We start from the raw sequence: 21,504 nt of genomic DNA, 5'->3' as shown, positions 1-21,504 counted from the left end.
ACAGCATTCATAGACAAGGACATCGTCATGGGAAAAACTACCGGCTTCATGGAATACGAGCGCATCGAAGAGGGCTACAAGCCCGTGCCCGAGCGCCTCAAACACTACAAGGAATTCGTCATCGGCCTCGATGAGACCCAGGCCAAGGTGCAAGGCGCGCGCTGCATGGACTGCGGCACGCCGTTCTGCAACAACGGCTGCCCGGTGAACAACGTCATTCCAGATTTCAACGATCTGGTGTACCACGCCGACTGGAAAAGTGCGATCGAGGTGCTGCACAGCACCAACAACTTCCCGGAGTTCACGGGCCGCATCTGCCCCGCACCCTGCGAGGCAGCCTGTGTGCTCAACGTGAACGACGACGCCGTGGGCATCAAGTCGATCGAGCACGCGATCATCGACCGCGCCTGGGACGAGGGGTGGGTGCAACCCCGCGTGGCCAAGCACAAAACCGGCAAGAAGGTCGCCGTGGTGGGCTCTGGCCCTGCAGGCATGGCGGCGGCCCAGCAACTGGCACGGGCGGGTCACAGCGTCACGCTGTTTGAGAAGAACGACCGCGTGGGTGGGCTGCTGCGCTACGGCATTCCTGACTTCAAGATGGAAAAGTCGCACATCGACCGCCGCGTCAAGCAGATGGAGGCCGAAGGCGTGGTCTTCCGCACGGGTGTGTTTGTGGGCGCCGCCAAAGACGGTCTGGGCAAGGATTCCAAGGTCACCAACTGGGCCAAGGAAACCGTCACGCCCGAGCAACTGCACAAGGAATTCGATGCCGTGCTGCTGACCGGCGGTGCCGAGCAGTCGCGCGACCTCCCTGTGCCCGGCCGCGACCTGGATGGCATTCACTTTGCCATGGAGTTCCTGCCCCAGCAGAACAAGGTCAACGCCGGCGACAAGCTCAAGGGCCAGTTGCGCGCTGAGGGCAAACACGTCATCGTGATCGGTGGGGGCGACACCGGCAGCGACTGCGTGGGCACCAGCAATCGCCACGGCGCTGCGAGCGTTACACAGTTCGAACTGATGCCTCAGCCGCCCGAAGAGGAAAACCGCCCGTTGACCTGGCCCTACTGGCCCATCAAGCTGCGCACCAGCTCCAGCCACGAAGAGGGTTGTGAACGCGAATTCGCCATCTCCACCAAGGAATTCATCGGTGAAAAAGGCAAGGTCACCGGCCTCAAGACTGTGCGCGTGGAGTTCAAGGACGGCAAGATGGTCGAGGTGGCCGGGTCCGAGACGATCCTGAAGGCGGACCTCGTATTGTTGGCCATGGGCTTCGTGAGCCCGGTGGCTGCCGTGCTGGAAGCTTTTGGCGTGGACAAGGACGCCCGTGGCAATGCGCGCGCCACCACGGATTTTGATGGTGGCTATGCCACCAATGTGCCCAAGGTGTTCGCTGCAGGTGACATCCGGCGGGGTCAGTCGCTGGTCGTCTGGGCGATCCGCGAGGGTCGCCAGGCTGCACGTTCGGTCGATGAGTTCCTCATGGGCTATTCGGACTTGCCGCGCTGATCGCGGGGTCTGATCTTTTGGGCAAAACGGCGCTGCGGCGCCGTTTTTTCATGAGGTTGTGATCAAGACGCGCGCAGTCGCAGGGTCGGCCCCCCGTGGCAGGGGGGGCCAAAGAGGGCGCCGAACGGTATTGCCGGCTGGTGATGTGGCAGGCCCGCCAGTCCAGGCTGATGGCCTCGCTTTCACGCCCGCATGTCTTTATTGGCACAATCGAGGGTTCTGTCAATCCGGGGTTGCCTGGCGCCTTAAAGGCCATCCAGCCCACGATACAGATGCTTCAAAATGCAAACATACATGTATGTATGTTTGCTTCTTCAGCTACCATCGCGGCTTCTTTTGGCCGGACGAACCACTGCACGGCGACTGCCGGACCCGGAACCCTGAACCTTTCCCGCATGCCTGAAACCTCCATCCTTGCCGAGCTGCGCAATGCCACGTTCTCCTATGGAGACCGCGACATCCTGCGCGATGTCTCGCTGACCGTGCCCCGTGGCAAGGTCACGGCGCTGATGGGCGCCTCGGGCGGCGGCAAGACCACGGTGCTGCGCCTGATTGGCGGCCAGCAACGGGCCCAGGGCGGTGAAGTCCTGTTTGATGGGCAGGATGTGGGGCGCCTGGATGCCGCTGGCTTGTACGCCGTTCGCCGCCGCATGGGGATGCTGTTCCAGTTTGGCGCGCTGTTCACCGACCTGAGCGTTTTTGAAAACGTGGCTTTTCCGCTGCGGGAGCACACGGACTTGTCCGAAGCGTTGATCCGCGACGTTGTCCTCATGAAGCTGCATGCCGTGGGCCTGCGGGGTGCGCGTGATCTCATGCCCAGCGAGATTTCGGGCGGAATGGCGCGGCGCGTGGCCCTGGCCCGGGCCATTGCGCTCGACCCGGAGCTGGTCATGTATGACGAGCCTTTTGCAGGGCTGGACCCCATCTCCCTGGGAACCGCTGCGCAATTGATCCGCCAGCTCAATGACGCCATGGGCCTCACGAGCATCGTGGTGTCGCACGACCTGGAAGAGACCTTCCGACTGGCGGACCACGTGATCATTCTGGGGGCGGGTGTTGTGGCCGCTCAGGGCACGCCGGATGAGGTGCGTGCCAGCATCGACCCTCTGGTGCACCAGTTTGTGAATGCCTTGCCTACGGGGCCGGTGCCCTTCCACTATCCCGGCCCGGACGAGGCGCAGGACTTCGGGCCTGCGGGAGGGCGTGCACGGTGAGCTGGTACAACCCCTCCGATGTCGGTTTTTCGGTGCGCCAAAAGTTGGCCGACATCGGCATGGGTGCGCGGCTTTTTGTGCGACTGGTGCGGCTGGTGGGGGCTACCTTCCGGCGGCCTTCGCTGGTGAGTGACCAGGTGCATTTTCTGGGCAACTACTCGCTGGCCATCATTGCGGTGTCCGGTCTGTTTGTAGGGCTGGTGCTGGGTCTGCAGGGGTACTACACCCTGCAGCGCTATGGCTCCTCGGAAGCCCTGGGGTTGCTGGTCACGTTGTCGCTGGTGCGAGAGCTCGGCCCCGTGGTCACGGCCCTGCTGTTTGCGGGGCGGGCGGGCACGTCGCTGACGGCAGAAATTGGTTTGATGCGCGCTGGCGAGCAGCTCAGCGCGATGGAAATGATGGCGGTGGACCCGGTCCAGCGCATTTTGGCGCCCCGCTTCTGGGCCGGGGTGATCGCCATGCCCCTACTGGCTGCGGTCTTCAGCGCGGTGGGGGTGATTGGGGGCTGGAGCGTGGGCGTGCTCATGATCGGCATCGACCCCGGCGCTTTCTGGAGCCAGACGCAGGGTGGCGTTGATGTGTGGAAAGACGTGGGCAATGGTGTGCTCAAGAGCGTGGTGTTCGGTGTTGCGGTCACGTTCGTGGCGCTGCTGCAGGGCTACACCGCCAAGCCCACCCCCGAGGGGGTGTCGCGTGCAACCACCCGCACCGTGGTGATGGCCTGCCTGGCGGTGCTGGGGCTGGACTTCGTCCTGACGGCCCTGATGTTCAGTATCTGAGGCTAGCGATGCTGGCAGTGAAGAGGAATCAAACAATGCAACGCTCCAAAAACGATTTCTGGGTAGGGCTGTTCGTCATGCTGGGGGCTGTGGCGCTGGTATTTCTGGCACTCCAATCGGCCAACCTGCTGAGCCTGAATTTCCAGTCCGGCTATCGCATCACGGCGCGCTTTGACAACATCGGTGGGCTCAAGCCCCAGGCTGCGGTGCGCGGTGCCGGCGTGGTGGTGGGGCGCGTGGAGTCCATCACGTTCGACGACAAGACCTACCAGGCACGGGTGACGCTGGCGATGGAAAACCGCTACGCTTTCCCCAAGGACAGTTCCCTCAAGATCCTCACGAGCGGCCTGCTGGGTGAGCAGTACATCGGTATCGAGGCCGGGGCAGACGAGAAGAACCTTGCTGCGGGCGACATGGTCACCTCGACCCAGTCGGCTGTGGTGCTTGAAAACCTCATTGGACAGTTTCTCTACAGCAAAGCCGAAGACGGCGGTAAGCCCGCAGGGGCAGGTGACAAGAAATGAAGAACTTTAAAAAAACAACCTTGGCCGGGGAGGGCTCCGGGCCACAGCAGGTTTTGCCACGTGCGCTCGGAGGCACGGTGCTGCTGCTGGCCGGGGCGCTGCTTTCGGGCTGCGCCACCGTGGCCAACCCCGATCCGCGTGATCCGCTGGAGTCCTACAACCGTGGCATGACCAACTTCAACGAGCAGGTCGATGCCATGGTGCTCAAGCCCGTGGCGATTGCCTACCAGGACATCGCACCCGCACCCGTGCGCACGGGGGTCAGCAACTTTTTTGCCAACATCGGCGATGTCTGGTCGTTTGTGAACAACGTGCTGCAGCTGCGCGCGGAAGCGGCTGCCTCCACGTTCATGCGCGTCAATGTCAACACCTTCATGGGCATCGGAGGGGTGCTGGACATCGCCAGCGAGCTGGGCATAGACCGCTACAAGCAGGACTTCGGCCTCACGCTGGGCCGATGGGGCGTGGGCACAGGGCCCTATCTGGTGCTGCCGGTCCTCGGGCCGTCCACGGTGCGCGACACCTTTGCACTGCCTGTCGATATGAAGGGCAATGTGGTGAGCTATGTGGACCCGGTCTCGGCCCGCAACACGCTGTACGCACTGCGTGTGGTGGACACGCGTGCCAACCTCCTGCGGGCAGGTTCCGTGCTGGACAGCGCCGCGCTGGACAAGTACAGCTTCACGCGGGACGTTTTCCTGCAGGTGCGCAGCCAGGCGGGCGAGCCGCAGAACGGCAATGGCGCGGACGACAAGAACACCAACGATGGCGTGTTGCCGCAAGAGCCTCCCCGTTGAGAGGGTTGCGGGTGGCATCTGCCCGCCGATGACGGGCAGGGCGCGGGCGCTCATGTTGCACTTGCTTGCAATCCGCAATCCCAGCGACGCATACACCGCTGCCGCGACCGCCACAATGAAACACGGGCATGCCGGATGGCGGCCCCATGACTGAACGAGAAAGTAGAGGATAGAGGACATGATGAACCGACGTTCCCTGGGCCACCTGGCTCTGTGCACTGCCGCTGCGGTGTGTCTGGGCATGCCGCTGTCCGCGCTGGCGGCGGACGAAGCGCCGGACGCGATGATCAAGCGCCTGTCCACCGACGTGCTCAACACTGTGAAGTCCGACAAGGCCATTCAGGGCGGCGATCTGACCAAGGTGATCGCGCTGGTGGACAAGACCGTGATGCCCAACGTCAACTTCCGCCGCATGACCGCCGCTGCCGTGGGGCCGGGTTGGCGCCAGGCCACGCCCGAGCAGCAAAAGCGCTTGCAAGACGAGTTCAAGATCTTGCTGGTGCGCACCTATGCGGGTGCGCTCGCACAGGTCAACGATCAAAGCATCCAGGTCAAGCCCCTGCGCGCTGCGCCGGAAGACAAGGACGTGCTCGTGCGCACCGAGATCGTGGGTCGCGGCGACCCCATCCAGCTGGACTACCGCCTCGAAAAGACGCCTGGCGATGGCGCGGGCTGGAAGATCTACAACCTGAACGTGCTGGGCGTCTGGCTGGTGGAGACCTACCGGGGCCAGTTTGCCCAGGAGATCAATGCCAAGGGCATCGATGGGCTGATCGAGACCCTGGCTGCACGCAACAAGGCCAATACCGCCAAGGGCTGAGCCTTGTCCATGCTGGTACTTCCCTCTGAACTGACCCACCGCCAGGCCACGGCCTGCCTGCAGATGCTTTTGCAGGGGCTGCGGGTGCACCGCGAAAGTGGTGTGGTGGTGGATGCGAGCGCGATGGCGGTGTTTGACAGTTCGGCGCTGGCAGTGCTGCTGGAATGCCGGCGCGAGGCGTTGTCAGTGGGCAAGACCTTTGCCGTACAGGGCCTGCCCACGGCGCTGCGTGGCATGGCGGGTTTGTATGGCGTGGGCACCTTGCTCACGCCCGTTTCCTGACGCTGCGGGCGGTTTTTGTGCCTTGGCGGGCCGGCCCTTTGGCCCCGCACCGGTAGACCGGCGCTCCCTGCTCACCCCCACCCCAACGCAGTTCGGGGCAAGGCCGTAAAATCAGGGGCTTCATGCCCGCAGTCTCCTTCCAAGCCATCTCCAAGACCTTTGCCACGCCCAAAGGCCCTTTTCAGGCACTGAACCAGGTCAACCTGGACATTGAGGAGGGAGAGTTCTTCGGGCTCCTCGGCCCCAACGGTGCCGGCAAAACCACCCTCATCAGCATCCTTGCAGGCCTGGCGCGCGCCAGCAGCGGCCGTGTGCTGGTGCAGGGCAGTGACGTGCAGGCCGATTTTGCCGAGGCGCGCCGCAAGCTTGGCGTGGTGCCCCAGGAGCTGGTGTTCGACCCCTTCTTCAACGTGCGCGAATCGCTGCGCATCCAGTCGGGCTACTTCGGCGTCAAAAACAACGACGCCTGGATCGACGAGCTGCTGGAGAACCTGGGTCTCACCGACAAGGCCAACGCCAACATGCGCCAGCTCTCGGGCGGCATGAAGCGCCGCGTGCTGGTGGCGCAGGCGCTGGTGCACAAGCCACCCATCATCGTGCTCGACGAACCCACGGCCGGTGTGGACGTGGAGCTGCGCCAGACGCTCTGGCACTTTGTGGCGCGCCTGAACAAGGAAGGCCACACCGTGCTGCTGACCACGCACTACCTGGAAGAAGCCGAGGCCTTGTGTGGCCGCATCGCCATGCTCAAGTCGGGCCGCATCGTGGCCCTGAACCGCACGAGCGAGCTGCTGCAGGCGGCCTCAGGCAGCATCCTGCAGTTCAAGACGGATTCTGCCTTGCCGCCCGCACTGGCCGGCGTGGCGCGGGTCACGGGCCGCATCGTGCAGCTGCCCGCGCACGACGCCGCCGAGATCGAAAGCCACCTGGCTGCCCTGCGCGTTGCCGGTGTGGAAGTGCATGACATGGAGATCCGCAGGCCAGACCTGGAGGATGTATTTCTTCAAGTCATGTCGGGTACGTCGGCCTCGAACATTCCCATGTCGGAGGCTGCACGATGACCGGCTGGCAGACTCTTTTTTACAAGGAAGTGCTCCGTTTCTGGAAGGTCAGTTTCCAGACCGTGGCCGCGCCCGTGCTCACCGCCGTGCTGTATCTGCTGATCTTCGGCCATGTGCTCGAAGACCATGTGAAGGTGTATGACCGCATCAGCTACACCGCCTTCCTGGTGCCAGGCCTCGTGATGATGAGCGTGCTGCAGAACGCCTTTGCCAACAGCTCGTCGAGCCTGATCCAGAGCAAGATCATGGGCAGCCTCGTGTTCGTGCTGCTCACGCCGCTGTCGCACTGGGCGTGGTTTGTGGCCTATGTGGGCTCGTCCATGGTGCGCGGGCTGGTGGTGGGTCTGGGGGTGTTTGTGGTCACGCTGGCCTTTGCGCGGCCAGAGTTTGCGGCGCCGCTGTGGATCCTGGCGTTTGCGGTGCTGGGGGCGGGCCTGCTGGCCACGCTGGGGCTGATTGCGGGGCTGTGGGCCGACAAGTTTGACCAGCTCGCCGCGTTCCAGAACTTCGTGGTGGTGCCCATGACGTTCCTCTCGGGCGTGTTCTATTCCATCCAGTCGCTGCCACCGTTCTGGCAGACCGTGAGCCACCTCAACCCGTTTTTCTACATGATCGACGGGTTCCGCTATGGCTTCTTTGGCCAGAGCGATACCTCGCCCTGGCTCAGCCTCGGCATCGTGGGCATCGCCTGGTTGGCCGTGAGCTTTCTCGCCGTGCACCTGCTGCGCACCGGCTACAAAATTCGGAATTGACATGACTGCTGACCAACTCAAAGACATCATCGCCGCCGGCCTGGCCTGCGAACACATCACGCTGGAGGGCGATGGGCGCCATTGGTACGCCACCATCGTTTCGGCCGAGTTCGAAGGCAAGCGCGCCATCCAGCGCCACCAGCGCGTGTACGCCACGCTGGGCGCGAAAATGCACACGGATGAGGTTCACGCGCTGTCGATGAAGACCTTCACCCCCGCCGAATGGGCGGCGCAGGCGCAGTGATGCAGATTGCCTGATTACTCATTTATTGATAGCTATTGGCGCTTAATGGATAAGCGCTAGAGGCCATTTTCATTCATATTTCTGGTGGTTAGAGATGGACAAACTCCTCATTCGCGGCGGACGCACCTTGCAAGGCGAGGTGCTGGTGTCTGGCGCCAAGAACGCCGCCTTGCCGGAGTTGTGTGCCGCGCTGCTCACGGCCGAACCCGTGACGCTGCTCAACGTGCCCCAGTTGCAGGATGTGAGCACCATGCTCAAGCTCATCCGCAACATGGGCGTGGCGGCCGAGCGCGCCGATGACGGTACGGTGTGCATTGACGCCAGCGGCCTGAACACGCCCGAGGCGCCGTACGAGCTGGTCAAGACCATGCGTGCCTCGGTGCTGGCTCTGGGCCCGCTGCTGGCGCGCTTTGGCGAGGCCACGGTGTCGCTGCCCGGCGGTTGCGCCATCGGTTCGCGGCCGGTGGACCAGCACATCAAGGGCCTGACGGCCATGGGCGCTGAGATCGTGGTCGAACACGGCTACATGATCGCCAAGCTGCCCGCAGGGTGGACGCGCCTGAAAGGCACCCGCATCACCACCGACATGGTCACGGTGACGGGCACCGAGAACTTCCTCATGGCCGCCGCACTGGCCGAGGGCGAGACGGTGCTCGAAAACGCCGCGCAAGAGCCCGAGATTTCGGACCTGGCCGAGATGCTGATCGCCATGGGCGCGAAGATCGAAGGCCATGGCACCAGCCGCATCCGCATCCAGGGCGTCGAAAAGCTGCATGGCTGCACCCACCGCGTAGTGGCCGATCGCATCGAGGCGGGTACCTTTTTGTGCGCCGTGGCGGCCACGGGCGGCGATGTGGTGTTGCGCCATGGCCGCGCCGACCACCTCGACGCTGTCATTGAAAAGCTGCGCGAGGCCGGTGCCCATGTGCAAGCGGTCGAGGGCGGCATCCGTGTACAAAGCGCCGGTGGCGCCACGCTCAAGGCGCAGGGCTTTCGCACCACCGAGTACCCCGGTTTCCCCACCGACATGCAGGCGCAGTTCATGGCACTCAACTGCATCGCGCAGGGCACGGCCACGGTGACCGAGACGATTTTTGAAAACCGCTTCATGCACGTCAACGAGCTGGTGCGCCTGGGTGCCAAGATCCAGACCGATGGCAAGGTGGCCGTGATCGAGGGTGTGCCACGCCTGTCGGGCGCCACCGTGATGGCCACCGACCTGCGCGCCTCGGCCAGCCTGGTCATTGCCGGCCTGGTGGCCGACGGCGAAACCGTGGTGGACCGCATCTACCACCTGGACCGAGGCTACGACTGCATGGAAGCCAAACTGCGCGGCATCGGCGCCGACATTGAACGAGTAAAAGCATGAGCAGCAACATGATCACCTTGGCGCTTTCCAAGGGCCGCATCTTCGACGAAACCCTGCCCCTGCTGGCCGCCGCCGGCATCGAGGTGCTGGAAGACCCCGAGAAGTCGCGCAAGCTCATCCTGCCCACCAACCAGCCCAACGTGCGCGTGGTGCTGGTGCGCGCCACTGACGTGCCGACCTACGTGGAGTACGGCGGCGCCGACATCGGCGTGACCGGCAAGGACACCCTCATCGAACACGGCGGCCAGGGCCTGTACCAGCCGTTGGACCTGCGCATCGCCAAGTGCCGCGTGAGCGTTGCGGTGCGCAACGACTTCGACTACGAACGAGCCGTCAAGCAGGGCTCGCGCCTGAAGGTGGCCACCAAGTACACCTCGATCGCGCGCGACTTCTTTGCCACCAAGGGCGTGCACGTGGACATGGTCAAGCTCTACGGCAGCATGGAGCTGGCGCCGCTCATCGGCCTGTCCGACGCCATCGTCGACCTGGTGTCCACCGGCAACACGCTCAAGGCCAACCACCTGGTGGAGGTCGAGCGCATCATGGACATCAGCTCGTATCTCGTGGTCAACCAGGCCGCGCTCAAGCTCAAGCAGGCGTCGCTGCGGCGCATCATCGATGCGTTTGCCTCGGCGATTCCTGCGGAAAAGAACTGACCCTTACCCGATCCATCGACCGACTGACACTATGACTTTGGTAGCTGCTCCCGCCCGTCTGTCCACCGCTGCAGCCACTTTTGAGGCTGATTTCGCAGCCCGCCTGCACTGGTCTGCCGACACCGACGCCGCCATCGAGCAGCGCGTGGCCGACATCCTGGCCGATGTGCAAAAGCGTGGCGATGCCGCCGTGCTGGAGTACACCGCCCGGTTCGACGGCCTCTCTGCCCCCGACATGGCGGCGCTGGAGCTGACCCAGGCCGACTTCAAAGCCGCGTTCGACGCCATTCCGCAGGCCCAGCGCGACGCGCTGCAGGCCGCCGCCAAGCGCGTGCGCAGCTACCACGAGGCGCAGAAAAAAGCCTCTGGCGAAAGCTGGAGCTACCGCGACGAAGACGGCACCTTGCTGGGCCAGAAGGTCACGCCGCTGGACCGCGTGGGCATTTACGTGCCCGGCGGCAAGGCGGCGTACCCGTCCAGCCTGTTGATGAACGCCATCCCGGCCCATGTGGCGGGCGTGCAGGAAATCATCATGGTTGTGCCCACGCCCGTGCGCGGTAGCGTGGCGACGGGTGGCTTGGGCGCGCAGCTTGCATCCGACAAGGGCGAGCGCAATGACCTGGTACTGGCGGCTGCCTACGTTGCGGGCGTCACGCGCGCCTTCACCATCGGTGGCGCGCAGGCCGTGGCCGCGCTGGCCTACGGCACGGCCACGATTCCGAAGGTCGACAAGATCACCGGGCCCGGCAACGCCTATGTGGCCAGCGCCAAGAAGCGCGTGTTCGGCACGGTTGGCATCGACATGATCGCGGGCCCGAGCGAAATTCTGGTGCTGGCCGACGGCTCCACGCCGCCCGACTGGGTGGCGATGGACCTCTTCAGCCAGGCCGAACATGACGAGCTGGCCCAGAGCATCCTGCTGTGCCCCGACGCTGCCTACATCGCCGCCGTGCAGCGCGAGATCGACCGCCTGCTGCCCACCATGCCGCGCGCCGAGATCATCGCCAAGAGCCTCAATGGCCGGGGCGCGCTGATCCTCACCAAGGACATGGAAGAAGCCTGCGCGATCAGCAACCGCATCGCACCCGAGCATCTGGAAGTGAGCAGCACCGACCCACACCGCTGGGAGCCGCTGCTGCGTCACGCCGGCGCGATCTTCCTGGGGGCCTATACCAGTGAGTCCCTGGGCGACTACTGCGCAGGCCCCAACCACGTGCTGCCCACCAGCGGCACGGCGCGCTTCTCGTCCCCGCTGGGCGTGTACGACTTCCAGAAACGCAGCAGCCTCATCGAGGTGAGCGAGGCCGGTGCCCAGGTGCTGGGCACCATCGCCGCCGAACTGGCCTACGGCGAGGGCCTGCAGGCCCACGCGCAGGCGGCTGAGATGCGCCTGAAGACCCCGCTCAAGCCGCGCTGACGGCGTTCAGGGGCAGCGCGGCGCCCGATGGGGCGGTGCGCGGCACCACCGCCATCGGCTGTGGTGCCGCCACGGGTGCGGGTGGGTGCGCGGCGCCTTCGGGCGCCCGGTGCTGCGCCCAGTTCAGCCGCGCAGGGCGGTGCCCCTCGGCGCTCACCCGCAGCCGCACGGGCCCAGCGAACGACAGGCGCTGGCCAGCCTCCAGAAAATAGTCTTCCAGCAGGCCGTCGCAGGTCACCCAGACGCGGCCTTGCTCGACTTCGAGCAGGGCGATGTCGCCCGCGCGGAAGTCCAGCACCTGGACGGCCTGCAGCGGCGGAAGCGGCTGGCGCTTCCATTGCAGGGTGAGGGGCACCGCAAGCTGGCTCGGCAGCGTGGGCGACGGCGGGGTGGGGGTGTGCAGCGTGTTCATGCCTTCACTGTGCGGCCAGGCGGCGCGCGGCGCCACGGACAGGCTCGCACGACCTGAGCCAGTACAGATGAGCTGTACTGGCCATCTGTACTGTGCGGGGTGCACCTGCTCTGTACTGGCTTTTTTTGCGGCTGCCAGTACAGAATGCAGCCATGGCCTCCACCGACGACGCACCCCCGCTCTACCTCCAGATCGCCGAGCAGCTCGCGCAGCTGATCCGCAATGGCACGCTGGCGCGCGGCGAAAAACTGCCGTCGGTGCGCGAGCTGGCCCGACAGCACGGCGTGGCGCAGACCACGGTGGTTCAGGCCTACCACTGGCTGGAGGATGCGCGCCTGATCACCGCGCGCCCGCGCTCGGGCTTCTTCGTGGCGGCGCGGCCGGTGAGCCTGCCCGAGCCCAGCACGCCGCGCCCCATGCGCCGCCCGCGCGAGGTGGCGGTGGACTGGCTGGGCCAGCGCATCCTGGGGCGCAACCAGCCTGAGGACATGATCTCCTTCAGCAGCGGCACGCCAGGCTTCGAGCTGTTCAACCCCGACCGCGTGCGCCGCGCCGTGGTGCGCGCCGCGCAGCGCCACCGCAACCTGCTGTGTACCTACCCCACGTCGGCTGGGCACGAGGACGCCCGCCGCGCCCTGGCGCGCTACGCCGTCGGCATGGGCTGCAGCCTGGACCCTGAGAACATCGTGATCACCGGCGGCTGCATGGACTCCATTGCGCTGTGCCTGCGTGCAGTGACCCAGCCGGGGGACGTGGTGGCGCTGGAGTCGCCCACGCATTTTTCGTTTCTGGAGGTGCTGCAGGGCCTGCACCTGCGCGCGCTGGAGATCCCCACGCACCCGCGCCACGGTTTGTCGCTGGACGCGCTGCAGCTGGCGCTGGACACCCAGCCGGTCAAGGCCGTGATGATCGTGCCCACGCTCAGCAACCCGCTGGGCAGCTGCATGCCGCAAGCCGAGCGCAAGCGCCTGGCGCAGATGGCGGCGCGGCACGGCATGGCGGTCATCGAGGATGCGATCTACAACGACCTGGTCGAGGTCGACGAGATGCGCCGCACCGTGAAGTCGTACGACACCACGGGCCATGTGATGCTGTGCGATTCGTTCTCCAAGACGCTGGCGCCGGGCCTGCGCCTGGGCTGGCTGGAGGCGGGCCGCTGGACCGACAAGGTGCGTGCCATCAAGGACCTGCAGGCGGGTGGGCAGTCGGCCGTGCTGGAGCTGGCGCTGGCCGACCTCATCACCCAGGCGGGCCATGCGGCCGCCATGCGCCAGCTGCGCGCGGGCGTGGCGGCGCGCATGGACGAGGCGCGCCGCGTGATCGCATCGCACTTTCCTCAGGGCACCCGGGTGAGCGACCCGCCCGGCGGCTTGCTGATGTGGCTGGAGTTGCCGCGCGGGCTCGATTCGGTGCAACTGCACGAGGCCTGCCTGGCCCGGCAGATCCTGATCGCGCCGGGCACGGTGTTCAGCACCAGCGGGCGCTTTCGCAACTGCCTGCGCATCGGTGTGGGGGGCGACTGGTCGCCCGCCCACCTGGAGGCGCTGCGCACCGTGGGCGACATGGCCACGCAGATGCTGCAGAGCCAGCGGCAGGCGGCGTAGTCACAGGTATAAATCAAAATAAATTACACGAACTTCGTGGAGCACGAAGTTCGTGTAATATCAGCGGCATGAAAAACGTCACCGTGACCATGGACGACACCGTTGCCGAATGGGTGCGCGTGGAGGCCGCCAAGCGCGGCAGCAGCGTGTCCCGCCTGCTCGGTGAATGGCTGGCCGAAAAGATGCGCCAGGAAGACGCCTACGCCCAGGCGATGCGCGAGGCGCTGGGCTTTGAATCCTGGGGCGCGTCCACCGGGCCGTACGTGCCCCGCGAAACCTTGTTTCTGCGCTGAACGGTAGAGAGCCCATGACCACCCTCCCCATTTTTGTCGATACCGAGATCCTGCTGGCCAGCGTGGACGACCGCGATGCCGAGCGCCAGGCGCGCGCCCGCGAGTGGATGAGCTTTTGCTGGCAGACGCGCAGCGGCCGCATCAGCTCGCAGGTGCTCAACGAGCTGTACAACCAGGCGATCCAGCGCTTCGACGGCCCGCAGGTGCTGCAGCAGGTGCGCGCGCAGGTGCGGCGCCTGCGCGTGTGGCTGCCGCCGCACCTCGATTCCTACACGGTGGACGGCGCCTGGGATCTGCAGGACCGCTACCGCCTGGGCTACTGGGATGCGCTCATCCTCTCGTCCGCCCACCAGCAGGGCTGCCGCTACCTGCTCACCGAGGCGCTGCCGCATGGTGAGCCGATGGACGCGGTGCGGCCCATCAACCCTTTTCTTGTCACCCCCAACGAACTGGACACTACCGAATGACTACTCCTGCGTCGTCTCCTCTCCAAGCCCTGGCCCGTATCCGCCCCGACGTGCGCGCCATGCACGCGTACGGCGTGCAGCCCTCCACCGGCATGCTCAAGATGGACGCCATGGAGAACCCGTTCCGCCTGCCCGCGCATCTGCAGGCCGCGCTGGGCCAGCGCCTGGGCGCGGTGGCGCTCAACCGCTACCCCGGCGACCGCCTGCTGGACCTGAAGGCGGCGCTGGCCCAATACGCCGGCCTGCCCGAGGGCTACGGCATCGTGCTGGGCAACGGCTCGGACGAACTCATCACCTTGCTGGCCCTGGCCTGCGCGCAACCCGGCACGGGCCAGCGCGCCACGATGCTCGCGCCCATGCCGGGTTTTGTGATGTACCCGCTGTCGGCGCAGTTGCAGGGCCTGGACTTCGTCGGCGTGCCGCTCACCGCTGATTTCGAGCTGGACGAGCCCGCCATGCTGGCCGCCATCGCTCAGCACAACCCCGCCATCACCTACATCGCCTACCCCAACAACCCCACGGCCACGCTGTGGGACGAGGGCGCGGTGCAGCGCATCATCGACGCCGCGGGCGCGCAGGGCGGTATCGTGGTCATGGACGAGGCCTACCAGCCGTTTGCCAGCCGTACCTTCATTGACCGCATGCGGGCCGAGCCTGCGCGCAATGCCCACGTGCTGCTCATGCGCACGCTCAGCAAGTTCGGCCTGGCGGGTGTGCGCCTGGGCTACCTCATCGGCCCCGCGGCCTTTGTGAGCGAAATCGACAAGGTGCGCCCGCCCTACAACGTGAGCGTGCTCAACTGCGAGGCCGCGTTGTTCGCCCTGGAACACGCCGAGGTGTTTGCCGCGCAAGCCGCCGAGATCCGCGCCGAGCGCACGAAGGTCCTGGCGGCCCTGCGCCAGATGCCCGGTGTCGAAAAATGCTGGGACAGCGAGGCCAACATGATCCTCATCCGTGTGGCGGATTCCGCCAAGGCCTATGACGGGATGAAAAACCGCAAGGTCCTGGTCAAGAACGTTTCTACAATGCACCCCATGCTGGCCAACTGCCTGCGTCTCACGGTGGGCAACGCCGATGACAATGCGCAGATGCTGGCCGCCCTGCAAGCCTCCCTATGACTTCCTCCGCACTCGTTACCTCCAATCCGTCCGGCGCCACGCCCGATCCGATGGCCGACCGCATCGCCGAAGTCAGCCGCAACACCGCCGAGACGCGCATCCGCGTGCGCATCAACCTCGACGGCACGGGGCAGGCCAAACTGCACACCGGCATCGGTTTCTTCGACCACATGCTCGACCAGATCGCCCGCCACGGGCTCATCGACCTCGACATCGACTGCGAAGGCGACCTGCACATCGACGGCCACCACACGGTCGAAGACGTGGGCATCACGCTGGGCCAGGCCTTTGCGCGCGCCGTGGGCGACAAGAAGGGCATCCGCCGCTACGGCCACGCCTACGTGCCGCTCGACGAAGCGCTGTCGCGCGTGGTGGTCGATTTTTCGGGCCGCCCGGGGCTGCACATCGACGTGAAGTTCACGGCCGGCAGCATCGGCCAGCTCGATACGCAGCTGGTGTACGAGTTTTTCCAGGGCTTCGTGAACCATGCGGGCGTCACGCTGCACATCGACAACCTCAAGGGCATCAACGCCCACCACCAGTGCGAAACCATCTTCAAGGCGTTCGGGCGCACGCTGCGCGCGGCGCTGGAGCGCGACCCGCGCTCGGTAGGCGTCATCCCGTCCACCAAGGGTTCCTTGTGAGTTTTTTGAATCAAATCAGGCGCTAGCGCTTGATGGATAAGCGCTAGCAGCTATGAATATGGAAGTGAAAACCGTCGCCGTCGTGGACTACGGCATGGGCAACCTGCGCTCGGTGTCGCAGGCTGTGCAGGCCGCCGCCGAGGGCACCGGCTGGACCGTGGTCGTTACCCAGCGCCCCGAAGACGTGCGCGCGGCGCAGCGCATCGTGCTGCCAGGGCAGGGCGCCATGCCCGACTGCATGCGCGAGCTGCGCGAATCGGGCCTACAGGAATCGGTGCTGGAAGCCGCTGCCAGCAAGCCGATGTTCGGCGTGTGTGTGGGCATGCAGATGCTGCTGGACCACAGCGCCGAGGGGGACACCCCGGGCCTGGGCCTGATCCCCGGCGATGTGCGCAAGTTCGACCTGGCAGGCCGCACCCAGCCCGACGGCAGCCGCTTCAAGGTGCCCCAGATGGGCTGGAACCAGGTGCGGCAGATGCCCCATGCAGGTGCCGTGCACCCGGTGTGGGCCGGGGTGCCCGACAACAGTTACTTCTACTTTGTGCACAGTTTCTATGCTGTGCCGCAGAATTCCGTCCATTGCGCGGGTCAAACGGACTACGGCGGTTTGTTCGCAGCCGCCATTGCACGCGATAATATTTTTGCCACCCAGTTTCACCCGGAGAAAAGTGCGGAGCACGGCCTGGCCCTGTACCGCAACTTTCTGCACTGGAACCCCTGATCTCTTAACATCCACCCGTTCGGGCCGAGCCCTGCCTCGCCCTTTTCCTCCCGAACTTCACCACCATGCTGCTCATCCCCGCCATCGACCTCAAGGACGGCCACTGCGTTCGCCTCAAACAAGGCGATATGGACCAATCCACCACCTTTGGCGAAGACCCGGCCGCCATGGCGCGCAAGTGGGTGGATGCCGGCGCGCGCCGCCTGCACCTGGTGGACCTGAACGGCGCGTTCGCGGGCGTTCCCAAGAACTACAGCGCCATCAAGTCCATCCTCCAAGAGGTGGGCGACGATATCCCCGTGCAGCTCGGCGGCGGCATCCGCGACCTGGACACCATCGAGAAGTACATCGACGGCGGCCTGCGCTACGTGATCATCGGCACGGCCGCGGTCAAGAACCCCGGATTCCTGAAGGACGCGTGCAGTGCCTTTGGCGGCCACATCATCGTGGGCCTGGATGCCAAGGACGGCAAGGTCGCCACCGACGGCTGGAGCAAGCTCACCGGCCACGAAGTGGTGGACCTCGCCAAGAAGTTCGAGGACTGGGGCGTCGAATCCATCATCTACACCGACATCGGCCGCGACGGCATGCTTTCGGGCATCAACATCGATGCCACGGTGAAGCTGGCGCAGGCGCTGAGCATCCCCGTCATCGCCTCGGGCGGCCTGTCGAACATGGCCGACATCGAGCAGCTGTGCGCGGTGGAAGGCGAGGGCGTCGAAGGTGTGATCTGCGGCCGCGCCATCTACAGTGGCGACCTGGACTTTGCAGCTGCGCAAGCGCGGGCTGACGAACTGAACGGGTGACCCCCCTGAGCGGCTGCGCCGCTTCCCCCCAGGGGGACGACGCCAGTGGCCTGGCGGAGCCAGTTCCACGGCGTCTGCTGGCCTCGGCAGCGCCCCATCAACGAATCGCTGACTGACTGACCGACATGCTCGCCAAACGCATCATCCCCTGCCTCGACGTCACCGGAGGCCGCGTGGTCAAGGGCGTCAATTTTGTCGAACTGCGCGACGCGGGCGACCCGGTCGAGATCGCCGCGCGCTACAACGCCCAGGGCGCCGACGAACTCACGTTTCTGGACATCACCGCCACCAGCGATGGCCGCGACCTGATCCTGCACATCATCGAGGCGGTGGCCAGCCAGGCGTTCATTCCCCTCACCGTGGGCGGCGGCGTGCGCACCGTGGAAGACGTGCGCAGGCTGCTCAATGCGGGTGCGGACAAGACCAGCTTCAACTCGGCCGCCATCGCCAACCCCGAGGTGATCAACGCCGTGTCGGCCAAGTACGGCGCGCAGTGCATCGTGGTGGCCATCGACGCCAAACGCCGCTCGGCCGAGGATGCCCAGCGCATCGGCGCCCACGGCCAGCCCGTGGGCGCGGGCTGGGATGTCTACAGCCACGGCGGGCGCAAGAACACGGGCCTGGACGCCATTGCCTGGGCCACCGAGATGGCGCAGCGCGGCGCGGGCGAAATCCTGCTGACCAGCATGGACCGCGACGGCACCAAGGCAGGTTTTGACCTGGAGCTGACCCGCGCCGTCAGTGACGCCGTGAGCGTGCCCGTGATCGCCTCGGGCGGCGTGGGCAATCTCGACCACCTGGCAGACGGCATCCAGACCGGTGGCGCCGACGCGGTGCTGGCCGCCAGTATCTTCCACTACGGCGAATACACCGTGGGCCAGGCCAAGGCCCGCATGGCCGAGCGCGGCATTCCGGTGCGCCTGTGATGGCGCGGCTCACAGGCGTGCGCTGGGCGCTGGCGGTGGCCCTCGTCGCCACGGCGCTGCCCGCTGCGGCCCAGGTGCCGCCACCGTCGTACGCGAGTTTTTCCGAGCGACTGCCCTGTGTGCACCGCATTGGCCGGTGTTTTGATGCGACCATCGGCGGCAAGCCGGTGGAGGTGATTGCCGACAAGGCCGAATTCGAAAAGCTCAAGGCCCTGCTGCAGACGCTGAACAGCAATGTGCGCGACGTGCACTGGATCGTGCGCGAACCCGTGTTGGGCACGCAGGCGCTGGACGTGGAAACCCGCGCCAACGCGCTGGGTCTGCCGCTGGTGGGCGATGAGAAGGAGGAGCCCGATGTCACCGTCTATGCCCTCGACGGCCAGGACCTGGAGAGCGAGTCGGAGCTGGTGGCGCAGCAAAGCGTGCGCGTGAATGGCCAGCCCGTGGTGACGCAGCAGGAAACCCTCACGCAGGATTTTCTGCCCTCGGGGCGTTATGCCTTTGCCATCAAGTACCTGGGCCGCAAGAACTGGGATCGCAAGTGGGTTTTTTTGACCGTGGCGAAGTAAATTTTCGATAAAAATTGGTTCTGGCGCTTGATGGAAAATCGTCAATAGCTATTATTTTTGTAGCAAAAATTGCAAACTGCGCAGTGCCTCACTTGGGCGCAAGCTGCCCGATGGTGCGTCTGGTTTTTCATGGAACTCTCATTTTTATAGCTGCTAGCGCTTGATGGATAAGCGCTAGAGGCAAAAATGACCTTCAATCCGCTCGCCCGGCAGGCGGGCCGGTCCTTCAAATCACCGACAATCCCGCCCATGAACTGGCTCAACGAAGTGAAATGGGACGCGCAGGGCCTGGTGCCCGTGATTGCGCAGGAGCAGGGTACGGGCGACGTGCTGATGTTTGCCTGGATGAACCGTGAGGCCCTTGCCAAGACGGCGGAACTCGGCCGCGCCGTGTACTTCAGCCGCTCGCGCAAGAAGCTGTGGTTCAAGGGCGAAGAATCCGGTCACGTGCAGACCGTGCACGAGATCCGCCTGGACTGCGACAACGACGTGGTGCTGCTCAAGGTCACCCAGCTTGGCCACGAGCCCGGCATCGCCTGCCACACGGGCCGCCACAGCTGCTTCTTCAGTGTGCTCAAGGATGGTGCCTGGAGTGCCATCGACCCGGTCTTGAAAGACCCTGAATCCATCTACAAGTAAGAGCCATGAGTTCCAACGATTCTCTGGCGCGCCTGGCGGCCATCATTGAAAGCCGCAAGCCTGCCAACGGCGGTGACCCGGACAAAAGCTACGTCTCGCGCCTGCTGCACAAGGGCCCTGATGCGTTTTTGAAGAAGATCGGCGAGGAAGCCACCGAAGTCGTCATGGCGGCCAAGGACGTGGACCACGGCGCGGACAAATCCAAGCTGGTCTACGAAGTGGCCGACCTGTGGTTCCACTCCATGGTGGCGTTGGCCCACTACGGCCTCACGCCTGCCGACGTGCTGACCGAGCTGGAGCGCCGCGAAGGCACCAGCGGCATCGAGGAAAAAGCCTTGCGCAAGGCCGTTGCGCGCACTGCCGAAGAAGGGGCTCCATGAACGACATCATCGACGTGCAAAGCAATGAGCAGAAGGCCCAGGGCCTCAAGAACGTCGGCTGGGTCAGCTATGTGCTGCACCTCATCGTGGCCGTGGGGGCTGTGCTGCCGGGTGCGCAAGCCAGCGCCCTGCTGCTGGTCATTGCGCTGGTGATCGATCTGGTCAAACGCAGCGATGCCGAGGGCACCTGGCAGGCCAATCATTTTTCGTGGCGCATCCGCTCGACGATCTGGGCCGGCGTGCTGTATGTGGTGACCTCGCCCCTGTGGCTGTTGTTGATTGCGCCGGGCTGGATCGCCTGGGGCATCATTTCCTTGTGGTTCCTGTACCGCATCGTGCGCGGCATGCTGGCCATGAGCAAGAACCAGGCGGTGGATGCCTGAACCCACAGCGCCCCGGCCGCACTTGCCCTCCTTGCCACGGCTGAACCTGGCCCTGCAGGGCGGAGGCTCCCACGGTGCGCTCACCTGGGGTGTGCTGGATGCGCTGCTGGAGGATGGCCAGTGGCAGTTTGATGGCGTGAGCGGCACCAGCGCTGGCGCGATGAATGCCGTGGCCATGGCGCATGGCTTTGCCAAAGCCGCACAGGAGCACAAGGATCCGCACGAAGCGCACCTGGCCGGTTGTGCCCAGGCGCGTGAAACGCTCACCCGGCTGTGGGAGGGAGTGGGCACGCTGGGCAGCCTCATGTGGGGCTCCCCCCTGTCGGCCGCCAACCCGATGATGGGCCTGATGCGCCAGTGGCTGTCGCCCTACCAGACCAATCCGCTCGACATCAATCCGCTGCGCCGCCTTCTGGAGCGTGAGGTGGACTTTGACCTGCTGTGCACCGTACGCCGCGCCAGCGCTGCGGCGGGCGGGCCCAAGGTGTTTGTGTGCGCCACCAACGTGCGCACCGGGCGCGGTGAAATTTTCTCGGGCTCCCGGCTGAGCGCGGATGCCGTCATGGCATCGGCCTGCCTGCCGTTGCTGTTCAAGGCGGTGGAGATCGATGGCGAGCATTACTGGGACGGCGGCTACTCGGGCAACCCGGCGCTGCACCCGCTCATTTATCAGACCGAAACCTCCGACATCCTGCTCGTGCAGATCAACCCCATCGAACACCTGGAACTGCCCGATTCAGGCCAGGAAATCATGGAACGCATGAATGAAGTCACCTTCAACGCGAGCCTGCTGGCCGAGATGCGCGCCATCGAGTTCGTGCGCCGTCTGCTGGCCGAGGGCAAGCTCGATGCGCGCCGCTACAAAAACGTGCGCATGCACCGCATTGACGGTGGCGCGGTGCTGGCGCCCTTTGGCGCCGACAGCAAGTCCCGTGCGGACCTGGCCTTTGTGCGCAAACTGTTCGCCCTGGGCCGCACGGCCGGGCAGGAGTGGCTGCACGCGCACCGCAAGGATGTGGGCGTGCGGCCCACCATCAAGATCGCTGACAATGCGTGAGCCCCCTGTGTCGCCTGCGGCGCCTTCCCCCCAAGGGGGACGCCACCCGTGGCCTGGCGGAGCC

The 21,504-nt window shown here is 65.2% G+C and carries 27 protein-coding genes; 26 read left to right on the top strand and 1 reads right to left on the bottom strand.

Translation table 11 applies throughout. The features are described 5' to 3' along the window. Positions 1 to 27: 27 nt before the first annotated feature. From ASE39_RS20065 to hisD, 13 genes are all read left to right on the top strand, one after another. Positions 28 to 1,506 (top strand): glutamate synthase subunit beta, encoded by a 1,479-nt coding sequence (locus ASE39_RS20065; RefSeq protein ID WP_057272281.1) that lies wholly within the window; start codon positions 28 to 30, stop codon positions 1,504 to 1,506. A 395-nt stretch (positions 1,507 to 1,901) separates the two neighbouring features. Next, positions 1,902 to 2,720, top strand: a complete 819-nt coding sequence (locus ASE39_RS20060) for an ABC transporter ATP-binding protein (RefSeq protein ID WP_057272280.1) — start codon at positions 1,902 to 1,904, stop codon at positions 2,718 to 2,720. After that, positions 2,717 to 3,499, top strand: coding sequence for a lipid asymmetry maintenance ABC transporter permease subunit MlaE (mlaE, locus tag ASE39_RS20055; protein WP_057272279.1), 783 nt, complete (start codon positions 2,717 to 2,719; stop codon positions 3,497 to 3,499). Before ASE39_RS20060 ends, mlaE begins: the two co-directional genes overlap by 4 nt. A 35-nt stretch (positions 3,500 to 3,534) precedes the next feature. Beyond that, on the top strand, positions 3,535 to 4,023 hold the full coding sequence (gene mlaD, locus ASE39_RS20050) for an outer membrane lipid asymmetry maintenance protein MlaD (RefSeq protein WP_010462109.1): 489 nt from the start codon (positions 3,535 to 3,537) through the stop codon (positions 4,021 to 4,023). Continuing rightward, positions 4,020 to 4,820: a VacJ family lipoprotein gene (locus ASE39_RS20045; protein WP_057272278.1), complete on the top strand. Its 801-nt coding sequence runs from the start codon at positions 4,020 to 4,022 to the stop codon at positions 4,818 to 4,820. Before mlaD ends, ASE39_RS20045 begins: the two co-directional genes overlap by 4 nt. A 178-nt stretch (positions 4,821 to 4,998) precedes the next feature. After that, on the top strand, positions 4,999 to 5,640 hold the full coding sequence (locus ASE39_RS20040) for an ABC transporter substrate-binding protein (RefSeq protein WP_057272277.1): 642 nt from the start codon (positions 4,999 to 5,001) through the stop codon (positions 5,638 to 5,640). Positions 5,641 to 5,649: 9 nt separating this feature from the next. After that, complete coding sequence (locus ASE39_RS20035; RefSeq protein ID WP_010462102.1) at positions 5,650 to 5,922, top strand: STAS domain-containing protein; 273 nt, start codon at positions 5,650 to 5,652, stop codon at positions 5,920 to 5,922. Between the two features lie 122 nt (positions 5,923 to 6,044). After that, positions 6,045 to 6,983, top strand: coding sequence for an ABC transporter ATP-binding protein (locus tag ASE39_RS20030; protein ID WP_057272276.1), 939 nt, complete (start codon positions 6,045 to 6,047; stop codon positions 6,981 to 6,983). Then, positions 6,980 to 7,735 carry an ABC transporter permease gene (locus ASE39_RS20025; RefSeq protein ID WP_057272275.1) on the top strand — a complete coding sequence of 252 codons (756 nt, stop codon included), beginning with the start codon at positions 6,980 to 6,982 and terminating at the stop codon, positions 7,733 to 7,735. Before ASE39_RS20030 ends, ASE39_RS20025 begins: the two co-directional genes overlap by 4 nt. A 1-nt stretch (position 7,736) precedes the next feature. Then, positions 7,737 to 7,979, top strand: a complete 243-nt coding sequence (locus tag ASE39_RS20020; protein WP_010462096.1) for a BolA family protein — start codon at positions 7,737 to 7,739, stop codon at positions 7,977 to 7,979. Positions 7,980 to 8,073: 94 nt separating this feature from the next. Continuing rightward, complete coding sequence (gene murA / locus ASE39_RS20015; RefSeq protein ID WP_010462094.1) at positions 8,074 to 9,348, top strand: UDP-N-acetylglucosamine 1-carboxyvinyltransferase; 1,275 nt, start codon at positions 8,074 to 8,076, stop codon at positions 9,346 to 9,348. Then, positions 9,345 to 10,004, top strand: a complete 660-nt coding sequence (gene hisG / locus ASE39_RS20010) for an ATP phosphoribosyltransferase (RefSeq protein ID WP_242421503.1) — start codon at positions 9,345 to 9,347, stop codon at positions 10,002 to 10,004. The genes murA and hisG overlap by 4 nt, the downstream gene beginning before the upstream one ends. Before the next feature lie 31 nt (positions 10,005 to 10,035). Next, positions 10,036 to 11,421 (top strand): histidinol dehydrogenase, encoded by a 1,386-nt coding sequence (gene hisD, locus ASE39_RS20005; protein WP_057272274.1) that lies wholly within the window; start codon positions 10,036 to 10,038, stop codon positions 11,419 to 11,421. Here the strand turns inward: hisD and ASE39_RS20000 are convergent. Further along, positions 11,408 to 11,833, bottom strand: coding sequence for a DUF2917 domain-containing protein (locus ASE39_RS20000; protein WP_057272333.1), 426 nt, complete (start codon positions 11,831 to 11,833; stop codon positions 11,408 to 11,410). The two genes, hisD and ASE39_RS20000, sit on opposite strands and share 14 nt — an antisense overlap. Positions 11,834 to 11,985: 152 nt before the next feature. Between ASE39_RS20000 and ASE39_RS19995 the strand changes: the two genes are divergently transcribed. The 13 genes from ASE39_RS19995 (at position 11,986) to ASE39_RS19935 (ending at position 21,440) form a co-directional block, all read left to right on the top strand. Continuing rightward, positions 11,986 to 13,437, top strand: coding sequence for a PLP-dependent aminotransferase family protein (locus ASE39_RS19995; RefSeq protein ID WP_057272273.1), 1,452 nt, complete (start codon positions 11,986 to 11,988; stop codon positions 13,435 to 13,437). A 68-nt stretch (positions 13,438 to 13,505) separates the two neighbouring features. Next, a complete protein-coding gene (locus ASE39_RS19990) occupies positions 13,506 to 13,730 on the top strand; it encodes a hypothetical protein (RefSeq protein ID WP_010462084.1) in 225 nt (74 codons plus the stop codon). A 14-nt stretch (positions 13,731 to 13,744) separates the two neighbouring features. After that, positions 13,745 to 14,197: a PIN domain-containing protein gene (locus ASE39_RS19985; protein ID WP_057272272.1), complete on the top strand. Its 453-nt coding sequence runs from the start codon at positions 13,745 to 13,747 to the stop codon at positions 14,195 to 14,197. Beyond that, positions 14,194 to 15,315 carry a histidinol-phosphate transaminase gene (gene hisC / locus ASE39_RS19980; RefSeq protein WP_057272271.1) on the top strand — a complete coding sequence of 374 codons (1,122 nt, stop codon included), beginning with the start codon at positions 14,194 to 14,196 and terminating at the stop codon, positions 15,313 to 15,315. Before ASE39_RS19985 ends, hisC begins: the two co-directional genes overlap by 4 nt. Beyond that, positions 15,312 to 15,959: an imidazoleglycerol-phosphate dehydratase HisB gene (gene hisB, locus ASE39_RS19975; RefSeq protein ID WP_057272270.1), complete on the top strand. Its 648-nt coding sequence runs from the start codon at positions 15,312 to 15,314 to the stop codon at positions 15,957 to 15,959. The genes hisC and hisB overlap by 4 nt, the downstream gene beginning before the upstream one ends. 52 nt (positions 15,960 to 16,011) lie before the next feature. Continuing rightward, a complete protein-coding gene (gene hisH, locus ASE39_RS19970; protein WP_057272269.1) occupies positions 16,012 to 16,680 on the top strand; it encodes an imidazole glycerol phosphate synthase subunit HisH in 669 nt (222 codons plus the stop codon). Between the two features lie 65 nt (positions 16,681 to 16,745). After that, entirely contained in the window at positions 16,746 to 17,486 is a 741-nt protein-coding gene (hisA, locus tag ASE39_RS19965) for a 1-(5-phosphoribosyl)-5-[(5-phosphoribosylamino)methylideneamino]imidazole-4-carboxamide isomerase (RefSeq protein WP_010462075.1), read from the top strand. Between the two features lie 125 nt (positions 17,487 to 17,611). Further along, positions 17,612 to 18,412: an imidazole glycerol phosphate synthase subunit HisF gene (hisF, locus tag ASE39_RS19960; protein WP_057272268.1), complete on the top strand. Its 801-nt coding sequence runs from the start codon at positions 17,612 to 17,614 to the stop codon at positions 18,410 to 18,412. Beyond that, a complete protein-coding gene (locus ASE39_RS19955; protein WP_057272267.1) occupies positions 18,412 to 18,981 on the top strand; it encodes a hypothetical protein in 570 nt (189 codons plus the stop codon). The genes hisF and ASE39_RS19955 overlap by 1 nt, the downstream gene beginning before the upstream one ends. A 240-nt stretch (positions 18,982 to 19,221) precedes the next feature. Beyond that, entirely contained in the window at positions 19,222 to 19,620 is a 399-nt protein-coding gene (gene hisI / locus ASE39_RS19950) for a phosphoribosyl-AMP cyclohydrolase (RefSeq protein ID WP_181147543.1), read from the top strand. Between the two features lie 5 nt (positions 19,621 to 19,625). Then, positions 19,626 to 20,000 (top strand): phosphoribosyl-ATP diphosphatase, encoded by a 375-nt coding sequence (locus tag ASE39_RS19945; RefSeq protein WP_010462066.1) that lies wholly within the window; start codon positions 19,626 to 19,628, stop codon positions 19,998 to 20,000. Next, positions 19,997 to 20,383: a membrane protein gene (locus ASE39_RS19940; protein ID WP_010462065.1), complete on the top strand. Its 387-nt coding sequence runs from the start codon at positions 19,997 to 19,999 to the stop codon at positions 20,381 to 20,383. The genes ASE39_RS19945 and ASE39_RS19940 overlap by 4 nt, the downstream gene beginning before the upstream one ends. Next, positions 20,376 to 21,440, top strand: coding sequence for a patatin-like phospholipase family protein (locus ASE39_RS19935; RefSeq protein ID WP_057272266.1), 1,065 nt, complete (start codon positions 20,376 to 20,378; stop codon positions 21,438 to 21,440). Before ASE39_RS19940 ends, ASE39_RS19935 begins: the two co-directional genes overlap by 8 nt. Positions 21,441 to 21,504: the final 64 nt, after the last annotated feature.

It is taken from the genome of Acidovorax sp. Root267 (assembly GCF_001429215.1).
Classification (GTDB): Bacteria; Pseudomonadota; Gammaproteobacteria; order Burkholderiales; family Burkholderiaceae_C; genus Acidovorax; species Acidovorax radicis.
This window is presented reverse-complemented; position numbering and strand designations above follow the sequence as displayed.

Bases quoted from the DNA above. Each gene is read 5' to 3' on its own strand.
- ASE39_RS20065 (WP_057272281.1), top strand. From the start codon at position 28: ATGGGAAAAACTACCGGCTTCATGGAATACGAGCGCATCGAAGAGGGC.
- ASE39_RS20060 (WP_057272280.1), top strand. From the start codon at position 1,902: ATGCCTGAAACCTCCATCCTTGCCGAGCTGCGCAATGCCACGTTCTCC.
- mlaD (WP_010462109.1), top strand. From the start codon at position 3,535: ATGCAACGCTCCAAAAACGATTTCTGGGTAGGGCTGTTCGTCATGCTG.
- ASE39_RS20045 (WP_057272278.1), top strand. From the start codon at position 4,020: ATGAAGAACTTTAAAAAAACAACCTTGGCCGGGGAGGGCTCCGGGCCA.
- ASE39_RS20040 (WP_057272277.1), top strand. From the start codon at position 4,999: ATGATGAACCGACGTTCCCTGGGCCACCTGGCTCTGTGCACTGCCGCT.
- ASE39_RS20035 (WP_010462102.1), top strand. From the start codon at position 5,650: ATGCTGGTACTTCCCTCTGAACTGACCCACCGCCAGGCCACGGCCTGC.
- ASE39_RS20030 (WP_057272276.1), top strand. From the start codon at position 6,045: ATGCCCGCAGTCTCCTTCCAAGCCATCTCCAAGACCTTTGCCACGCCC.
- ASE39_RS20025 (WP_057272275.1), top strand. From the start codon at position 6,980: ATGACCGGCTGGCAGACTCTTTTTTACAAGGAAGTGCTCCGTTTCTGG.
- ASE39_RS20020 (WP_010462096.1), top strand. From the start codon at position 7,737: ATGACTGCTGACCAACTCAAAGACATCATCGCCGCCGGCCTGGCCTGC.
- murA (WP_010462094.1), top strand. From the start codon at position 8,074: ATGGACAAACTCCTCATTCGCGGCGGACGCACCTTGCAAGGCGAGGTG.
- hisG (WP_242421503.1), top strand. From the start codon at position 9,345: ATGAGCAGCAACATGATCACCTTGGCGCTTTCCAAGGGCCGCATCTTC.
- hisD (WP_057272274.1), top strand. From the start codon at position 10,036: ATGACTTTGGTAGCTGCTCCCGCCCGTCTGTCCACCGCTGCAGCCACT.
- ASE39_RS20000 (WP_057272333.1), bottom strand. From the start codon at position 11,833: ATGAACACGCTGCACACCCCCACCCCGCCGTCGCCCACGCTGCCGAGC.
- ASE39_RS19995 (WP_057272273.1), top strand. From the start codon at position 11,986: ATGGCCTCCACCGACGACGCACCCCCGCTCTACCTCCAGATCGCCGAG.
- ASE39_RS19990 (WP_010462084.1), top strand. From the start codon at position 13,506: ATGAAAAACGTCACCGTGACCATGGACGACACCGTTGCCGAATGGGTG.
- ASE39_RS19985 (WP_057272272.1), top strand. From the start codon at position 13,745: ATGACCACCCTCCCCATTTTTGTCGATACCGAGATCCTGCTGGCCAGC.
- hisC (WP_057272271.1), top strand. From the start codon at position 14,194: ATGACTACTCCTGCGTCGTCTCCTCTCCAAGCCCTGGCCCGTATCCGC.
- hisB (WP_057272270.1), top strand. From the start codon at position 15,312: ATGACTTCCTCCGCACTCGTTACCTCCAATCCGTCCGGCGCCACGCCC.
- hisH (WP_057272269.1), top strand. From the start codon at position 16,012: ATGAATATGGAAGTGAAAACCGTCGCCGTCGTGGACTACGGCATGGGC.
- hisA (WP_010462075.1), top strand. From the start codon at position 16,746: ATGCTGCTCATCCCCGCCATCGACCTCAAGGACGGCCACTGCGTTCGC.
- hisF (WP_057272268.1), top strand. From the start codon at position 17,612: ATGCTCGCCAAACGCATCATCCCCTGCCTCGACGTCACCGGAGGCCGC.
- ASE39_RS19955 (WP_057272267.1), top strand. From the start codon at position 18,412: ATGGCGCGGCTCACAGGCGTGCGCTGGGCGCTGGCGGTGGCCCTCGTC.
- ASE39_RS19945 (WP_010462066.1), top strand. From the start codon at position 19,626: ATGAGTTCCAACGATTCTCTGGCGCGCCTGGCGGCCATCATTGAAAGC.
- ASE39_RS19940 (WP_010462065.1), top strand. From the start codon at position 19,997: ATGAACGACATCATCGACGTGCAAAGCAATGAGCAGAAGGCCCAGGGC.
- ASE39_RS19935 (WP_057272266.1), top strand. From the start codon at position 20,376: ATGCCTGAACCCACAGCGCCCCGGCCGCACTTGCCCTCCTTGCCACGG.